The organism is Paenibacillus sp. 1001270B_150601_E10, assembly GCF_015558675.1.
In the GTDB taxonomy this organism is placed as follows: domain Bacteria; phylum Bacillota; class Bacilli; order Paenibacillales; family Paenibacillaceae; genus Paenibacillus_B.
In genome coordinates this window covers 768,949-784,355 of sequence record NZ_JADMOL010000001.1, presented here as the reverse complement: position 1 = coordinate 784,355, position 15,407 = coordinate 768,949, and the positions used below count along the sequence as shown (strand labels likewise).

18 protein-coding genes and 1 other annotated feature are annotated in these 15,407 nt (G+C 45.5%); of the genes, 15 read left to right on the top strand and 3 right to left on the bottom strand.

Annotated elements, in window-relative coordinates; genetic code table 11:
- The first annotated feature begins 3 nt into the window (after positions 1-3).
- The 9 genes from I2H74_RS03615 to I2H74_RS03575 all read left to right on the top strand — a co-directional run bounded on the left by I2H74_RS03615 (position 4) and on the right by I2H74_RS03575 (position 7,499).
- The gene (locus tag I2H74_RS03615) at positions 4-1,320 is read left to right on the top strand and encodes a 6-phospho-beta-glucosidase (RefSeq protein ID WP_195571707.1); all 1,317 of its coding nucleotides are present in this window, start codon (positions 4-6) and stop codon (positions 1,318-1,320) included.
- A 187-nt stretch (positions 1,321-1,507) separates the two neighbouring features.
- On the top strand, positions 1,508-1,951 hold the full coding sequence (locus I2H74_RS03610) for a phage holin family protein (RefSeq protein ID WP_195571705.1): 444 nt from the start codon (positions 1,508-1,510) through the stop codon (positions 1,949-1,951).
- A gap of 161 nt (positions 1,952-2,112) precedes the next feature.
- Positions 2,113-2,490: a cupredoxin domain-containing protein gene (locus I2H74_RS03605; RefSeq protein ID WP_195571703.1), complete on the top strand. Its 378-nt coding sequence runs from the start codon at positions 2,113-2,115 to the stop codon at positions 2,488-2,490.
- 184 nt (positions 2,491-2,674) lie between these two features.
- Positions 2,675-3,103 carry a DUF86 domain-containing protein gene (locus I2H74_RS03600; RefSeq protein ID WP_195571701.1) on the top strand — a complete coding sequence of 143 codons (429 nt, stop codon included), beginning with the start codon at positions 2,675-2,677 and terminating at the stop codon, positions 3,101-3,103.
- A gap of 115 nt (positions 3,104-3,218) precedes the next feature.
- Entirely contained in the window at positions 3,219-3,893 is a 675-nt protein-coding gene (locus tag I2H74_RS03595; RefSeq protein ID WP_195571700.1) for a helix-turn-helix transcriptional regulator, read from the top strand.
- A gap of 611 nt (positions 3,894-4,504) precedes the next feature.
- Positions 4,505-5,347 (top strand): aldo/keto reductase, encoded by an 843-nt coding sequence (locus I2H74_RS03590; RefSeq protein WP_195572124.1) that lies wholly within the window; start codon positions 4,505-4,507, stop codon positions 5,345-5,347.
- Between the two features lie 100 nt (positions 5,348-5,447).
- Positions 5,448-6,242, top strand: coding sequence for an SDR family NAD(P)-dependent oxidoreductase (locus tag I2H74_RS03585; RefSeq protein WP_195571698.1), 795 nt, complete (start codon positions 5,448-5,450; stop codon positions 6,240-6,242).
- A gap of 345 nt (positions 6,243-6,587) precedes the next feature.
- Positions 6,588-7,046: a hypothetical protein gene (locus I2H74_RS03580; protein ID WP_229106312.1), complete on the top strand. Its 459-nt coding sequence runs from the start codon at positions 6,588-6,590 to the stop codon at positions 7,044-7,046.
- Positions 7,047-7,094: 48 nt separating this feature from the next.
- Positions 7,095-7,499 carry a YtxH domain-containing protein gene (locus I2H74_RS03575; protein WP_195571694.1) on the top strand — a complete coding sequence of 135 codons (405 nt, stop codon included), beginning with the start codon at positions 7,095-7,097 and terminating at the stop codon, positions 7,497-7,499.
- A 78-nt stretch (positions 7,500-7,577) separates the two neighbouring features.
- Here I2H74_RS03575 and I2H74_RS03570 read toward each other — a convergent pair whose 3' ends face one another.
- The gene (locus I2H74_RS03570; RefSeq protein ID WP_195571692.1) at positions 7,578-7,829 is read right to left on the bottom strand and encodes a hypothetical protein; all 252 of its coding nucleotides are present in this window, start codon (positions 7,827-7,829) and stop codon (positions 7,578-7,580) included.
- Positions 7,830-8,271: 442 nt separating this feature from the next.
- Between I2H74_RS03570 and racE the strand changes: the two genes are divergently transcribed.
- Entirely contained in the window at positions 8,272-9,081 is an 810-nt protein-coding gene (gene racE, locus I2H74_RS03565; RefSeq protein ID WP_324253986.1) for a glutamate racemase, read from the top strand.
- A gap of 144 nt (positions 9,082-9,225) precedes the next feature.
- Here racE and I2H74_RS03560 read toward each other — a convergent pair whose 3' ends face one another.
- On the bottom strand, positions 9,226-9,783 hold the full coding sequence (locus I2H74_RS03560; RefSeq protein WP_195571690.1) for a GNAT family N-acetyltransferase: 558 nt from the start codon (positions 9,781-9,783) through the stop codon (positions 9,226-9,228).
- 283 nt (positions 9,784-10,066) lie between these two features.
- On the opposite strand from I2H74_RS03560, the gene I2H74_RS03555 reads away from it, so the two are divergent.
- From I2H74_RS03555 to I2H74_RS03540, 4 genes are all read left to right on the top strand, one after another.
- Positions 10,067-11,284 (top strand): M14 family metallopeptidase, encoded by a 1,218-nt coding sequence (locus I2H74_RS03555; RefSeq protein WP_195571688.1) that lies wholly within the window; start codon positions 10,067-10,069, stop codon positions 11,282-11,284.
- A 138-nt stretch (positions 11,285-11,422) separates the two neighbouring features.
- Complete coding sequence (locus I2H74_RS03550; RefSeq protein WP_229106311.1) at positions 11,423-11,695, top strand: hypothetical protein; 273 nt, start codon at positions 11,423-11,425, stop codon at positions 11,693-11,695.
- Between the two features lie 111 nt (positions 11,696-11,806).
- Positions 11,807-12,031, top strand: coding sequence for a DUF1450 domain-containing protein (locus I2H74_RS03545; RefSeq protein ID WP_195571687.1), 225 nt, complete (start codon positions 11,807-11,809; stop codon positions 12,029-12,031).
- Between the two features lie 121 nt (positions 12,032-12,152).
- Entirely contained in the window at positions 12,153-12,416 is a 264-nt protein-coding gene (locus tag I2H74_RS03540; RefSeq protein WP_195571685.1) for a hypothetical protein, read from the top strand.
- 189 nt (positions 12,417-12,605) lie between these two features.
- Here I2H74_RS03540 and I2H74_RS03535 read toward each other — a convergent pair whose 3' ends face one another.
- Positions 12,606-13,778: an aminotransferase class I/II-fold pyridoxal phosphate-dependent enzyme gene (locus I2H74_RS03535; protein WP_195571683.1), complete on the bottom strand. Its 1,173-nt coding sequence runs from the start codon at positions 13,776-13,778 to the stop codon at positions 12,606-12,608.
- An 89-nt stretch (positions 13,779-13,867) separates the two neighbouring features.
- Positions 13,868-14,084, bottom strand: a binding site (T-box leader).
- A 744-nt stretch (positions 14,085-14,828) separates the two neighbouring features.
- Here I2H74_RS03535 and I2H74_RS03530 point away from each other — a divergent pair.
- On the top strand, positions 14,829-15,395 hold the full coding sequence (locus tag I2H74_RS03530) for a hypothetical protein (RefSeq protein WP_195571681.1): 567 nt from the start codon (positions 14,829-14,831) through the stop codon (positions 15,393-15,395).
- Positions 15,396-15,407 lie beyond the last annotated feature (12 nt).

Below are 15,407 nucleotides of genomic sequence, written 5' to 3'. Positions count from 1 at the left end.
ATCATGACAGCAAAGACAGGATTGAAGATTGCAGTAATCGGCGGAGGTTCTTCTTATACGCCTGAGATCGTGGAGGGCTTCATCAAGCACTATGATCAAATGCCGATTCGTGAGCTGTGGCTTGTCGATATCGAGGAAGGCAAGCACAAGCTTGATATCGTCGGAAACCTCGCGAAGCGAATGGTTGAAGAGGCAGGAATTCCGATGCAGGTGAACCTTACCTTGAATCGCAGAGAAGCGATTGCAGGTGCAGACTTTGTTACGACTCAAATCCGTGTCGGGTTGCTTGAAGCACGCAAGCGCGATGAGCATATTCCAATCCAGCATGGAGTCATTGGTCAAGAGACGACTGGCCCAGGGGGGATGTTCAAGGCGCTTCGAACGGTGCCTATCATTCTCGACATTTGTCGCGATATCGAAGAGCTTGCACCTAATGCGTGGCTGCTAAACTTTACAAACCCAGCGGGGATCGTAACCGAAGCGGTAGCGAAGCACAGCAAGGTGAAATCCATTGGTCTTTGCAACTCACCGATCAACTTCCAGAAGTTCTTAGCGCAGCAATATGGCGTAAGCGAGCAAGAGGTACTGCCGGAATTCGTCGGCATCAACCATCTTCATTGGGTAACGTCGGCTCTTGTTAAGGGCGAAGAGAAGCTTGATGAGCTATTGGAAGGTGGAACGACTTATACGGCGAAAAACGTGCCGACCTTTGGCTGGAGCGTTCCGTTCCTTCAATCCCTTCGTGCGATTCCGACGTATTATTTGAAGTATTTCTACATGTCGGATGTCATGTTTGAGGAAATGAAGACCGCACTGGAGAAAGACGGAACGCGTGCTGACGTCGTTAGCCGTGTGGAGAAGGAATTGTTCGAGCTGTATAAGGACGTGAACCTGAAGGTGAAGCCGAAACAGCTGGAGCAGCGCGGAGGTGCTTACTACTCTGAGGCTGCTGTGAAGCTGATGACTTCAATCTATAATGACACACGCGACATCCAGACGTTGAACGTCATGAATGGCAATATCTATGACTTCCTGCCTGCTGATGCAAGCATTGAGGTAAACTGTGTCGTTACTGCACAAGGACCGATTCCACTTCCGCCACAGCATGTGCCAAACCATGTTAAGGGACTGCTGCATGCGGTTAAAGTATACGAGGAATTGACCATTGAAGCAGCTGTGACTGGAGATCGCGGCATTGCGCTTCAAGCGATGGTACACCATCCTCTCGTTCCTTCGGTCGGTGTTGCCGAGAAGCTGCTTGACGAGATGTTGGAGGCCAATAAAGCCTATTTGCCTCAATTCTTTAAGGAAGAGGCGTAAATGGAAGTTACATGCCAATATTCGAAGTTTGTAACCCTATCTTTTAAATAGATTTTGATCAATAAGACCTCCATATTTGTTCCTTTTAGTCATGTAAGAAGGAGCAGGGCGGGGGTCTTTTTGCCGTGGCAGCGTGGACAAGAAGTTCATAGAATGCAATATCTCGCAATGTATTGGAGGTGGCAGCTTGAATATTCAGCTTTTTAATACCATCTGCGGAGCATTCGGAGTGATACTAACGTTTCTTTTCGGGGAGTGGAGCCACTTGCTGACCCTATTTCTTGTGACGATCGTAATCGATTACATTTCAGGAATAGCTGCTTCACTTAAAGAAGGAAAAGGTCTATACAGCATGGCAGGGTTTTGGGGCTTAGCTAAAAAGGCAATGATGCTCCTCGTGATCACGCTTGCTCATCATATGGATGTGGTGTTTGGCACGACATGGATTAAGGATGGGGCGATCAGCTTCTATCTAGCAAATGAACTGATCAGCATTACAGAGAATTACGGTCGCTTAGGCTTGCCACTTCCTTCACAAGTCAAGCGTATCATTTATGTTTTGAAGCAAAGGGAAGACGAGAAAGCCGCAGATATCGAAGCTGATCAGGAGGAACCTAAGGACAAACCATAACCATTCCTATGCCTTCTTTGGTCCAAAAAATAAATGTTCAACATTCTGTCACAAATGAAAATTTTGGAACTTAAAAGTAAAACTTTGGGTTGTAGATTCTGTTGTTCATTTTATAATAGGAATAGTGACGAATGTAATAGACAAAGGGGCGTAGGACAATTATGCAAAAATGGGCAATGGTCGTCTTCTTCGGCATTGCGTGCTTGCTTGCTGCAGGTCTCATGCTGTTCAACATGCCGAAGCCTCCGGTTGAGGAAGCGGCGCCAGAAGGCGTTCAAGTTGTGAAAATGATCGCTAAAAATGACTTTACCTTTGATCAAGCTGAATATAAGGTCAAAGCAGGCGAACCTGTCTTGTTGAAGCTTGAAAACAAGTCCGGCGTTCATGGCGCTGAGATTAAGGAACTGAACATTAACCTGACGAATGAACACAAAGAGCAAGAGATTACGTTTGACAAGCCTGGAAAATATGAGATTCACTGTTCGATTATGTGCGGAGCAGGCCATGACACGATGAAGTCTGTTCTCGTTGTTGAATAAATGAATCAACCTAGCGTTAGCAAGAGGCTTTCGATAATGAAAGCCTCTTCTTCGTTCTGTTAGAAGCGATTTGCTCCTATCATTAAAAGGTAGTATAAGCGATTATATTAATCCTTTGATATGGATATCTTTTCTTGTTCTTTATGCTATGCTAATAGTATACGACTCCAAAGGAGGCATCTAGATGTATTACGTTGACCAAGAGCAAATTGAGAAGCGTTTAAATGAGATACAATCACTCGTAAAGGGTGTTGCACAGATCAAAGCCAAGTGGGACGATTCGATCATCGTGCATCTTGCGCAGGAAAGAGTCTTACAGCTCTCAATCGAGATCGTAACAGATGTAGGCAGCCTCCTTATTGATGGATTTATTATGAGAGATGCAAGCAGCTATGAGGATATTATGGATATCATCGCGCAGGAAGGCGTAGTTGATTCGGATTTGCATAAAGCGCTGGTTGCTCTTGTACAGCTTCGCAAGCCTATCGTGCAGCATTATGCGGAATGGGAACGAACCCGTATCCATCCTTTGCTTCAAGAGCTGCCGGATGTGCTGACAACATTCGCAGAATCCGTTCGTCATTTTATTGTGAAGGAGCTTCAGCTTCCATAACCATTTGGATATGAAAGCGATGCAAAAGGATCAAGCTTCCATGAGAGCTTGATTTACAGCAGTGTCATAATAAGATACAATGACGGTATTAATTTGACGCTGACAGGTGAAGCCTATGACAAGAGGACAACGAAAGCCTTCTACACGTGGGATGCTGCTCCATCTCATCAAGACTAATGGTTCGATGTCAGCTGCACAGCTTGCTGAACAATTGGGAATGACCGAGATGGGGGTAAGACGCTATCTTACCCAATATGTAGAGGAAGGTGTGCTGGAGACGGAGCAAGTTCGTCAGCCAATGGGCAGACCTTTGCAGATGTATCATCTCTCTTCCCTTGGGGATGAACGCTTTCCGAAGCAGTATCATCAGCTCGTTCTCGATCTACTAAAAGAAGTAGAGAAGCTGCCGGTTCCAGATGAGGACGCCGCTGCAAAGGGAAGCGATCGAATTGGACAATTATTCGCTGGCAGACAAGAGACGCTGCTTGATAAATACATGCCGCACATGAAAGGCAAGAGCTTGGATGAGCGTATTCAAGAGCTTGGCAACATTCAGGATTCCAATGGATATATGGTTGAAACGGAACAGCAACAGGACGGAACCTGGCTGCTTCATGAATATAATTGTCCCATTGCACAAGTAGCGGACCGCTATGAGGAGCCGTGTGCTTGTGAGCTGGCGTTATTTCAGCAACTGCTTCAAGCAGATGTCGAGCGTACCGAATGCCTTGCCAAGCAAGGAAGGCGCTGCACGTACCGAATTAAGTCGCAGAAGGAGAATGAATCGTAAGCATTATGCATGCAGAAGCCATCTAACGATAAGTGAAGAGAAGGATGAGCTTGTTTTTAATCGGAGCTGTGTTTTTATGAACCAGTTGAACCCTCTGCATCTTTAAAAAGGCAGGGGGTTCGATACACTAGGGAGGATCATTATCCTCCTTTTTTTTATTCAGTTTGTTTAACCTCCCCTTTTATCAATAGAAGAATTGTTCTTCTTATGCTGCGTTTTCAGCCTCCTTTTACTTGGGCACTTAAAAGTACCTATAGAACTTTTAAGTGTCTATAGTACAAAAAAGTGCGTACTTTTCTTTATGATTCATATCCCTCATACTATCATTTGCCGGTTGATTTTCATCATTTTAGATTAAAGATTGTCAGGACAATATCGTAGTTCATCCATGAGTGACTCGTTTGCGAATACGCTTTGGATGTTGGGGAAATCTTGTAGCTAAAGTTGAATTTATACGGGGTTCTATAGGCTTATGAAGCTTTCTTTTATCTAATATAGATGGCATTGCAAGACACCGGCTTTGCATCAGCCTCGAATACATTTATAGAAAGAGCGCATGATAACAGCACAAACATCTAGGAGATTTTTAACAATTTGGAGGTCAATTTATGATAGCGCAAAATTTACAAGATAAAACAACATTGCATAATGGTATAAAAATGCCTTGGTTTGGTCTCGGGGTATTTAAAGTAGAAGAAGGTCCTGAGTTAGTTCAAGCTGTTAAAACAGCCATTAAACACGGTTACCGTAGTGTTGATACGGCAGCTATTTATGGAAATGAAGAGGGAGTTGGACAAGGGATCCGTGAAGGAATTGCTGAAGCTGGCATTTCTAGAGAAGATCTATTTGTGACATCGAAAGTTTGGAATGCCGATTTAGGGTATGAATCCACAATGGCAGCCTATGAAGCGAGCTTAAATAAACTTGGTTTGGAATATCTGGATTTATACCTTATTCATTGGCCTGTAGAAGGCAAATATAAAGATGCATGGAGAGCATTAGAGACTCTTTACAAAGAAGGAAGAGTAAAAGCTATTGGAGTAAGTAATTTTCAGATTCATCATCTCGAAGACCTAATGAAAGATGCTGAAATTAAACCAATGGTCAATCAAGTGGAATACCATCCACGCTTGACCCAAAAAGAACTTCAGTCGTTTTGTCAGGAACATGGCATTCAGCTGGAAGCCTGGTCTCCATTAATGCAAGGCCAATTATTAGATAATCAGGTCTTGAAAGATATCGCAAACAAATATGACAAGTCTGTTGCGCAAATTATTCTGCGTTGGGACTTACAAAATGGCGTGGTAACTATTCCTAAATCTACAAAAGAACATCGAATCGTTGAAAATGCAATGGTATTTGATTTTGAGTTGACGAAAGAAGATATGGAACGAATTCATGATCTGAACCAGCATTACCGAGTTGGTCCAGATCCGGACAATTTTGATTTTTAAGAAGATGCAAAAGGATATGGACGATTTTTCGTCTGTATCCTTTTAAGTTAAGGGCGGCTTTTCTTATTTTCTGATAATAATGACTCTAGGAGGGATCTGCATGCGTCTGCATTTAGAAGGAAAAACGGCACTGGTTACGGGATCTACGGCAGGAATTGGAAAAGCGATTGCCATGTCACTAGCGGCGGAAGGTGCCACTGTACTTATTAATGGACGTCGTGAAGAAAAAGTTAATCAAACGATAAAAGAAATTCAAGAAAAATATCCTGAAGCCATCCTTCAGCCAGCGGCTGCTGATCTAGGTACAGAACAGGGATGCCAAAAGGTTATTGAAATGTACTCTGAAGCAGACATTCTTATTAACAACCTGGGTATTTTTGAGCCTGCCGAATTTTTTGATATTCCTGATGAAGATTGGTTTAAATTTTTTGAAGTTAACATCATGAGCGGTGTTCGACTTTCTCGCCGATACCTAGAACAAATGATACAGAAAAAAGAAGGCAGAGTCATCTTTATCGCAAGCGAAGCAGCGATTATGCCATCTCAAGAAATGGCCCATTATAGTGCGACCAAAACCATGCAGCTCTCGCTTTCACGCAGTTTAGCTGAGTTGACTAAGGGAACAAATGTGACGGTCAATACGGTAATGCCTGGTTCCACTTTTACAGAAGGAGTGGAAACGATGTTGAATAGTCTTTATCCTAATGAGAATTTGACAATGGAGGAAGCGGAACAGCGATTTATGAAAGAGAATCGACCAACCTCGATTATTCAAAGGCTTATTCGACCAGAAGAAATTGCACATCTAGTCACCTTCTTAAGCAGTCCTCTTTCCTCGGCAATTAATGGCTCTGCGTTACGAATAGATGGGGGATTGGTACGTAGTGTGTTTTAATAATAAACGAAACTAACAATCCTCGAAGTGTCCTAGAAACCCTGTCATTGATAAGATGTAGGGTTTCTTTTGTTTTTCCTTCACGAAACATATCCCTCTGTTCGACTCCGTAGTACTCACTCCATCAAGAGATATCTTGAAAAACACTCAATTATAAAAGCACTTGAATGGAATTTTTGATAAAGCGGGACTTTGCAGTGCCTAAAATAAACATTCCAACTCCTCAAGATTTATTTTATACAAAAAGTACAACCTCAAGGAGTGTCAAGACGAGCCCAATCTTCTTATACTGGAAGTACAACATGGGCATTCGTCCTGATCCATGCAAATAGCGAGGTGAATGGGATGCTGGAATGGAGTGCTGCGGTGGCAGCAGGAGCGTGGGTGGTGCTTAGCTTCGTACTTATGATTGGTGTTTTTCGTTGTATAAGGCTGATGCGGAAGGCTGAGCAATCCATACAATCGCTCCAACAGGAATCCGTACAGCTTGTTCAGCAGCTTCAAGACTTTACCCGCCGAAGTGATGAGGTGCTAAAACGAGCTGAAGAAGCAGCAGCAGAGGTCGCGGAGTGGAGAGAAACCGCCATTCGTATTCGGGACATTATCGAGCAGTGGAACGGCCGGATTGTCAGATGGTCGAGACGCACCGAAGATGCTGTAGATTCAGCGCACCGAGCCAATGAGCATCGCATTCAAGAGACGCTGCAGTGGCTCGATATGACCCTTGCGATCTGGAAGGATATCCAGAAGCGTCGGAGCCGCTATGCAACAGAGTCGACGGAGGAGCCTTCGCAGGGCAGATAACCGAAGACCAGTGAGATCTAAGAATGCATTTAGGAGGAGGAACAAGACATGGCATCGAAGAATCAACAATCTTTCCTGATTGGTGCGCTTGTAGGAACAATTGCAGGTGGAGTGGCCGCACTTCTATTTGCTCCTAAGCCAGGCCGTGAGCTGCGCCAAGATATTGCGGAAGGTACGAAGCAAGCGACAGGGAAAGCACAGGAAGTCGTGAAGCAGGTAAGCGAGCGTACGGTAGGCTTCGTTGAGTCCGCAAAGGAAAAAACAGCGGAATGGAAGCAGAAGCTTCAAAGCTTGCGTGAAGATGATCGCGAGGACGTATTAGCGCAAGTATCCGGTGTTACGGGAATCGAGTTGCTGGACGGAGAAGATGAGGATACGGTTGTAGAAGCGATTGAGGCTTCAGTGAAGGAAGAGGACAGCGCGGAAGATCGCGAAGGCAGCTTCCACATTTGAGCCAGGTCATGTAAGCACTCTGTCCTTGCTTGCCCTCTTCATGACAAGGAGCAGCAAGACAGAGCTATACATAAAGTGCTATTCCGTTAGCTCCGAGTTCATTCGGCTGTTGAACAGCTTGATTCTTCGCTCGGTTTCGGATGAGCCGATAAGAAACTTGGCCCATTGCTGATTCGGCGTGCCGATGATCTTATCTGCGGTGCGCGAGCGGAAGAGCTCGCCAGCAGGAGTAAATACAAGCCAGCCGATGCCGATGGTAACGGCGAGAAGCAGCACCGCTGATGCCACATTTAAAAAAGACTGCCACGGACCGCGTTTCTTCTTTGTCACAGGTGAAGCCTGCAAATGTTCAGATTTGCTCATCTGTTGGCTAGAAGTGGTTTGGTTGTCAGGTTGTGAGACGGAAGCAGAAGGCTTCCGTTTATTCTTTTTACGGTGAGTATGGCTACGGGGTGGATAACTATTCCCTAGCTCACGATCTGATTGACGTGTACGACGCTCTTGCATATTGCCAAATCCTTTCCCATCTAAAAGCTCCTTGCAAACTGTTATAAACGTAATACTGAGCAAATATTCAAAAAGTTTCTGGAAGGATGAGGGACTTCCTTCATTTTGGGCTAATATACACGGCTTGAACCTGTCATCGATATAAGTTAAGATGATCAAGGTACTTTTTTTAGACATGGTTCATATCGTATCAAATACGATAGAAATGGAAGCATTAGATCTGATCATAGTCAGTCAAACATGAGATGAAGGAAGCGGTGTTTTCGTGCAGCAAGCTATCGCAATGCTTGATTCTGGCGTTGGCGGCTTGACCGTTGTGAAGGAGGTCATGCGTCAGCTCCCTCGTGAGAAGGTCATCTATTTTGGAGATACGGCCCGTTCGCCATACGGTCCTCGTGATCCGGAAGAAGTGCGTATTTTTACGAGACAAATCGTCGATTATTTAATTCAATATCAACCTAAAATGATTGTCATTGCCTGCAACACGGCGACAGCGGTTGCGTTGGAGGACATCCGTTCACGTGTCTCCATTCCCGTTGTAGGCGTTATCCATCCAGGGGCTAGAGCAGCGATTACTGCAACAAGATCAGGCTATGTTGGCGTTATAGGCACCATAGGCACAATTAAGAGTGCTGCCTATGAACACGCCTTAAGGCGGCTATCTCCGCATGTTGAAGTGGTTAGTTATGCATGTCCACGCTTCGTTCCGCTTGTGGAGAAAGGCATGTTCCGTTCTGAGGAATCATGGCAAGTCGTGAGAGAAACGCTGGAGCCGCTTCGAGCAACTCCAATCGATACGCTGGTGCTAGGCTGTACGCATTATCCTTTCTTAGCAGAACCGATTCAAGAGGTTATGGGGCCTGGTGTGGAATTGATTAACTCAGCTGAAGAGACAGCAAGAGAGATCAGTACGATTCTTCAGGACAAAAATCAGCTATCTGCAAAAGATGAGATGCCTGTGCATCAATTTTTCTGCAGCGGAGATCCGGTTATCTTCCAGCAGATTGCGAAGGAATGGTTAGCCGATCAGCTTCAAGATGTGCCGGTTATCTGGCAAGTTCCGCACATTACTTAATTGCAATGATACGGGGTCATACCATATACAACTCAAAAAAGCCTTCCTGTTGATCAGGAGGGCTTTTTTCGTATTTTCAATTCGTATTGTCAAATGGAGGTTTGTATTTCATACAGAAGGCAGTGAGGGGCGGGAGTAAGATGTCTAGGTAGATTCGCCTGCATCAAGGCGCTTTCTAGGAACCGTATATACCATACGGATCAGCGATGATGTCGCTCCCTTCGTCCGATGATGGCGGTACGAGCGATCATGAACGTATCCGCAGTTCATATAGACGCGAATGGCACGAGTATTCGTAACCTTTACGAAGAGCTCGATTTGCTTTAAGCCAAGGGTTCGAATGCCGAAGGCCGTCAGGGCACTCACGATCTCCTCGCCAAAGGAGTGTCCTTGTGCTTCATGGCTTCCAATATAGACTCTTCCAAGCTCAGCAGTGCGCATAGTCGGGTCAATGCGGCATAGACTTCCAGTTCCGATGACTTGCTCATGCTCCATCCATACCGCAACAAACATCATATCACGCTCGTTTGTACGATAGCGTTCATAATAATTTTCGATCCTGTCTACATCGAGAGGCTGATAGTCATAATACCAAATGCGAGTGATTGCTTGATTGGGCCAGGTTCTAATGATTTCAAGGTCATGCTCGGTCAACGGACGAAGCAAGAGTCGTGGGCTAAGAATTCGGTAGGAGTGATCCATCGTGAAGTTTGCTCCTTCCTGTCATGTTCGAGACCGTTCTATGGATGTACTCGCTTAATTTCCAAGAGGTTCAGTTGTTGATAATATATACGATTACGGACGGAGGAGTGACGGATGTGGACGTTCACCTAGACGCAGGGTGCCATTTCTCACTTATTAGGGGATTAAAACGTAAGAGGGTTAGATGTCTTAGGGAAATGAGCTTACGAGTGATGACGCAGCAATTCGTCGCATAGGTTAGGTAAAAGATGATAATGGAAAAAGCCTGTTAGGAGGTTGTCCGATGTCCATTCCTTATGTGATACAAAAGGGAGATACCTATCTGCGCATATGCTTGCGTTATGGTGTTCATCTACAGTCATTGCTTAATCTGAATCCCCATTTAAGGACGAATGAATATGCTATACCAGGACATCTTATTCATATTCCTCAGCGTCCGCCTAATGTGTACCTTGTTCAGCAGCAGGATACGTTCTACGAGATCGCTTCTCGCTTTCGGGTGCCCGCTCAATGGCTCGCGAACGCTAATCCGACGGTTAATCCTAGACAGCTAACTCCTGGACAGAGCTTGATTATTCCTTACTGGACCGATGAAAGGGATGTAAGACGCGAAGCTGAATACGGGCCTGTACAGCTATTCAATGATATGAACGGTTTGATAGACCGCTATCCCTTCTTAAAGCAAGAGCAAATTGGGACAAGTGTGCTTGGCAAGCCCATTATGGCGATAGGCATTGGCAACGGTCCCGTACGGATTCATGCGAATGGAGCCGTTCATGCGAACGAGTGGATTACTTCTGCCCTGCTGATGGAGTTCTTGGAGCAGTATGCCGCTCATTATGAGAACTGTCGAAGCTGGCGAGGCTTCGATGCGCATGCTGCTTATGAACGTACGACGCTGTGGCTCGTTCCGATGGTGAATCCAGATGGCGTGGAACTCGTTCAGGAAGGAGTTCCCGATCGTACTCATTATGCTGATCCTCTCTCCGATTGGAACTGGTATGGGGAGGACTACCGGCTGTGGAAAGCGAATATTCGCGGGGTTGATCTCAATGATCAATTCCCAGCCCATTGGGAAGAAGAGCGTGACCGCAGAAGCATAATGAATCCAGCGCCATTGAATTATGGCGGGGAGGCGCCTCTGACAGAGCCGGAGGCCATTGCCCTTGCCGACTTTATAGATCGCGAGCCCCATTTCGATCTCGCTTTGTCATTTCATACACAAGGTCAGGAGATCTACTGGAATTATCGAGATTACGAGCCTGAGGAATCGGAGCGTTGGGCTAAGCTGTTGGAGCAGGCGAGCGGATATCGGGCAGTAAAGCTGTTCGGCAGTGATGCAGGCTTCAAGGATTGGTTCATTCAAAAATATCGCAAGCCAGGCTTCACGGTTGAGGTGGGCTATGGCGTTAATCCGCTGCCGCTTGATCAATTCGAGCGAATGAGCGTGGAGGTCACCTCCATCTTGAAGGCAGCACTTAGTGGGCTTCAAGAAGGCTAAATCTATTTGGATCCAGTTTAAACGCTATACGTTGCGCAAATCGGACAGAACGATTTAAGACAAATCATTGCCATTTCCCTTTATGTATTTGACCAATTGGACAACATACACTATGGTTGAAGCAGGGAGGTGTTATGGATGTCGAAGAACATGAAAAGTCGACCAAGCAAGACGCGTACCTTCGGACGTCTCTGGATGCTGTTTCGCACAGCACCGCAGCTTATGCTTTCCTCTAAGGTGCCGCTGCATCTGAAAGCGATCTTTGGAGGCGCCATCGTGTTATATTGGATTTTGCCCGATCTTATGCCTTTTATCCCGATTGATGACATGGTGTTCACGATGATCCTTATCCCTTGGTTCACAAGGATTGCTGAGAAGTATCAGCGTCCGACTATTCCTACACAATCCTGACGCTTTCTTCTTAGATCAAGGATGCGATGTTGCGAAACAGAAAGAGTTAACTTACAATAGGATAGTAATCAGTTATATAGGCAGACTATGGGATAAGCGGAGTGACAATCAATGAGTAATAATGATATTCGTATTTGTGATAAATGCCGTCACATCAAGATGAAGAGCTTCCTGCCTAAAGTCAAGAAGCTTGATCCAAACGCCGAGATTAAGATTGGATGCAAATCCTATTGCGGCCACTGTACGAAGCGGGTATTTATTTATATCAATGGACGTTATGTAACGGCTCCTACAGAGGATGAAGCGATTGAAAAGGCAAAGCCTTTTGTGAAATAAACACCATACACCGTATCGCGCATATTTCCTGCGCAGGATGACATCCTAACAGAAGACAAGAAGAGCTTAACTTAAGCAGCTAAAGCGGCTTAATCGTTAACGACTTGAGGAGGGTTAGGACATGTCTAGATACGACTCCAGCCTGCAATCGCAGAATCCGATTTCGCAGGCGCAAAATGCAGTTGAGAAGGCACATAACGCTGTTTCTCAAGCCATGACACATCCAACAGAGCAATCCATTCAGCAGGCGACCAATTCCTTGCAGCATGCCGATCTTGCTGTTGAGCAGGCAGGCTTGAGCCGCAATGAGCAAGCGGTGGAGCTGGCGGAAGAGTTGCTTGGGGAAGAGCACGCAAGGCTTAATTCCTTGAAGGATGAACAATAAGCAGCATGATGCAACAAGATAAAGGACATCGGCTATGTTAGCAGATGTCCTTTTTGCGTAAGCTCCTAACAAGCCCATAATATACCACATACATTAGATGAAAATATGCTTTGCGTATCGATTGAATCCAATCCAATCATAAGTACCCAGTTAGAAGATAGGCATTATAGACCAAATGGTATGGTGCCGTTACACGTGTGCTTTTAAAAATGTCCCGATTCGATCCAACGCTTCGACCAGATTCTCCGTTGAGGAGGCATAGGATATTCGAATATAGCCTTCTCCACTAGCCCCTAGAGCATTTCCAGGCACAACAGCGACTTTGGCTTCCCTTAATACTCGTTCGGCAAATTGCTCCGAAGTAAATCCTGTATGTGAAATTGAAGGGAAGGCGTAAAAGGCTCCTTTTGGCTCAAAGCAGGGCAGTCCGATGTCAGATAATCCCTTTACGACTAGTCTTCTCCGTTGATTGTAGGACTCCACCATTGTGGCAATCTCGTCTTTGCCGTAGCGGAGCGCATCAATCGCAGCTTTTTGGGCGGTAATAGGCGCGCAAAGCATCGTATACTGATGAATCTTGGTCATGGCAGCGATAATCTCTCGATTGCCGCACACATAGCCAAGTCTCCAGCCGGTCATCGCGTATCCTTTAGAGAATCCATTTAGCAAGATGGTATGATCCTTCATGTCAGGCAGGGAAGCGAAGCAGGTATGGGTTCCTTCGTAGGTTAGCTTGTCGTACACTTCATCGGACAACACGACCAATCCATGCTTTCTTACGAGTGCTGCAATATGCTCCAATTCTGCTTTTCTCATAATTGCACCCGTAGGGTTGTTCGGATAATTCATAATGATTGCTTTTGTGCGGGGGGTAATGGCGGCTTCCACCTGTTCGGGGGTCAATTGGAAGTGCTGATCTGGAGTTGTTCGAATGGGTACAGGCACGCCTCCAGCCATGATGGTACAGGAGGAATAGGAAACATAGCATGGTTCCGGAATGAGAACTTCGTCACCCGGACATAGGATGGCGCGAAGAGCCAGATCCAGTGCTTCGCTGGTACCTACGGTGATCAGCACTTCCTCTCGTGGCTCGTAGCTTACTTGATATTGCTCCTGCAGATGGGAGGCGATCTCTTCGCGCAGCTCCAATAGTCCCGCATTGGCTGTGTACATGGTGTAGCCCTTTTCCAAGGAATAGCAGGCTGAATCCCGAATCAGCCGAGGTGTGACGAAGTCTGGCTCGCCAACCCCAAGCGAAATAATGCCTGATACTTCGGTCGCCAAATCAAAGAAACGTCTGATGCCGGATGGCGGCAAATGCTGAATAACCGGCGATATGATCTCATTCCACTTTAGTGACATGCGGCATACCAACCTTTCTTATTTTTAAAATTAGCACGCAGCTGCGGCTTAACCGCAGAATCCAAAAAATAAAAAAAGCTCTCATCCCACAAAGGGACGAGAGCATGCTCACGCGGTACCACCCTAGTTGGCTGATCCTTCAGCCCACCTCAAGCCCGATAACGGCGGGTCGCCGGCAAACTCCTACTCATGTTCAGAGCGCAACTCAGGAGTGGCTTTCAATAGGCAATGATTCCCGGGCTCTCACCATCCCCGGTCGCTTTGGAACCAGACTTGCCTATCTACTTTCCCCTTCAACGTTCATTGCGGTTTAAGTTGATGAAAAATATATCATGAAAAGAAATCGATTGTCAATCTTTACTAATCAAGTAAAGTGTGTTATATTTCCAATATTATTTGAAACTATAACTAAAAAATACTAATTTATGAATGTTATGTAAATTATTCGACGCGATGTATGATAATGTTCGAGATTTCGCAAAAACATAGTCGAACGTTATTTTTCTCCTTTATCTCAACGCTTTGCAAGATTGTATGGACCTCATCTCATCTCAGCGAGTAAGAACGTCCCGCCTGCTCTTAAAGAAGCATCATCTTGGAATGACAACTTTGTTTCCTGCGCGCAAGGCTGATTCAGCATGGAACGACTCTATTTATAGAACATCTCTTCATCTTGCTGCTCCATTCATGAACAGAATACACCGTGCTTAAGATTAGAAAAAGGCTGCAAGCATGACCATTTCATTTTATACGATGTGGGGGGAGTGAGTGCAACCGAGAGGGATAGGGTAAGAGCTGTAGCAGATCCAGAAGTATTTCAAGAAGCTTTGGGGCCTATAAATGATAAGCGCTTAAAGCTATATGTATCACTAGCGTCTATAAATAAACGTCTGCTAAGACACACTTTGGCGAGGAATCTTAGCAAACGTCTGGTTACGACCTATTGATTTATCAAAAAGACCGTAAATCTATTATACGGGCATGCCAAATTTTTGTAAATCAATGGGTTATATCTCTATTTTTCATTTTCGAAAGCGAGGTAACCCATCCATGACGTATGCGCTGCAATCAAGCACTTCATCTTCTGTTCTGGAGCGTATTCATACCATTTGCACCTTAGGGCCTGAGAATACAAACTGCGAGCTGGCCGCAAGATTCTGGTTCGAACGAATGGGCAAGTCAGGCACCGTGTTATTGTATCCGACTTTGGAAGAGGCCATTATCGATGTGAAAGCACAGGATGGTACTGCTTTACTTGGCTGTGTCGTCTATCCCGATCTGCATAAGATCGTCTTTTCAAATTTGGATAAGCTCGTGCTGGCGGACTGCTTTATCATGCCAACATATCGAATGGTCTTAGCTTCTAAGATAAGGAGCTTGTCCATCTATCCTTCGATTGCTTCACATCCAGCACCCTCTGGACTTGCAGCGCCTTTCACCGCCAATATACAGCTTGTTAATAGCAATGCTCAAGCGGCTATTGATTGCGCTGCGGGGGTGAACGAGGCTTGCATTACGACAATTACAGCAGCGGAGCGGCACGGTCTTCACATCATCCATGATTTTGGCAAAATACCCATGGGATTTACGATCCATGCCCACAATACCACTGAATAAGGTAAATGGGAG

Coding starts and splice junctions, on each gene's coding strand:
- I2H74_RS03595 (WP_195571700.1), top strand. CDS start 3,219: ATGACAAGAGGACAACGAAAGCCTTCTACACGTGGGATGCTGCTCCAT.
- I2H74_RS03555 (WP_195571688.1), top strand. CDS start 10,067: ATGTCCATTCCTTATGTGATACAAAAGGGAGATACCTATCTGCGCATA.
- I2H74_RS03535 (WP_195571683.1), bottom strand. CDS start 13,778: ATGTCACTAAAGTGGAATGAGATCATATCGCCGGTTATTCAGCATTTG.
- I2H74_RS03585 (WP_195571698.1), top strand. CDS start 5,448: ATGCGTCTGCATTTAGAAGGAAAAACGGCACTGGTTACGGGATCTACG.
- I2H74_RS03540 (WP_195571685.1), top strand. CDS start 12,153: ATGTCTAGATACGACTCCAGCCTGCAATCGCAGAATCCGATTTCGCAG.
- I2H74_RS03580 (WP_229106312.1), top strand. CDS start 6,588: ATGCTGGAATGGAGTGCTGCGGTGGCAGCAGGAGCGTGGGTGGTGCTT.
- I2H74_RS03575 (WP_195571694.1), top strand. CDS start 7,095: ATGGCATCGAAGAATCAACAATCTTTCCTGATTGGTGCGCTTGTAGGA.
- I2H74_RS03560 (WP_195571690.1), bottom strand. CDS start 9,783: ATGGATCACTCCTACCGAATTCTTAGCCCACGACTCTTGCTTCGTCCG.
- I2H74_RS03600 (WP_195571701.1), top strand. CDS start 2,675: ATGTATTACGTTGACCAAGAGCAAATTGAGAAGCGTTTAAATGAGATA.
- I2H74_RS03530 (WP_195571681.1), top strand. CDS start 14,829: ATGACGTATGCGCTGCAATCAAGCACTTCATCTTCTGTTCTGGAGCGT.
- I2H74_RS03550 (WP_229106311.1), top strand. CDS start 11,423: ATGTCGAAGAACATGAAAAGTCGACCAAGCAAGACGCGTACCTTCGGA.
- I2H74_RS03605 (WP_195571703.1), top strand. CDS start 2,113: ATGCAAAAATGGGCAATGGTCGTCTTCTTCGGCATTGCGTGCTTGCTT.
- I2H74_RS03545 (WP_195571687.1), top strand. CDS start 11,807: ATGAGTAATAATGATATTCGTATTTGTGATAAATGCCGTCACATCAAG.
- I2H74_RS03615 (WP_195571707.1), top strand. CDS start 4: ATGACAGCAAAGACAGGATTGAAGATTGCAGTAATCGGCGGAGGTTCT.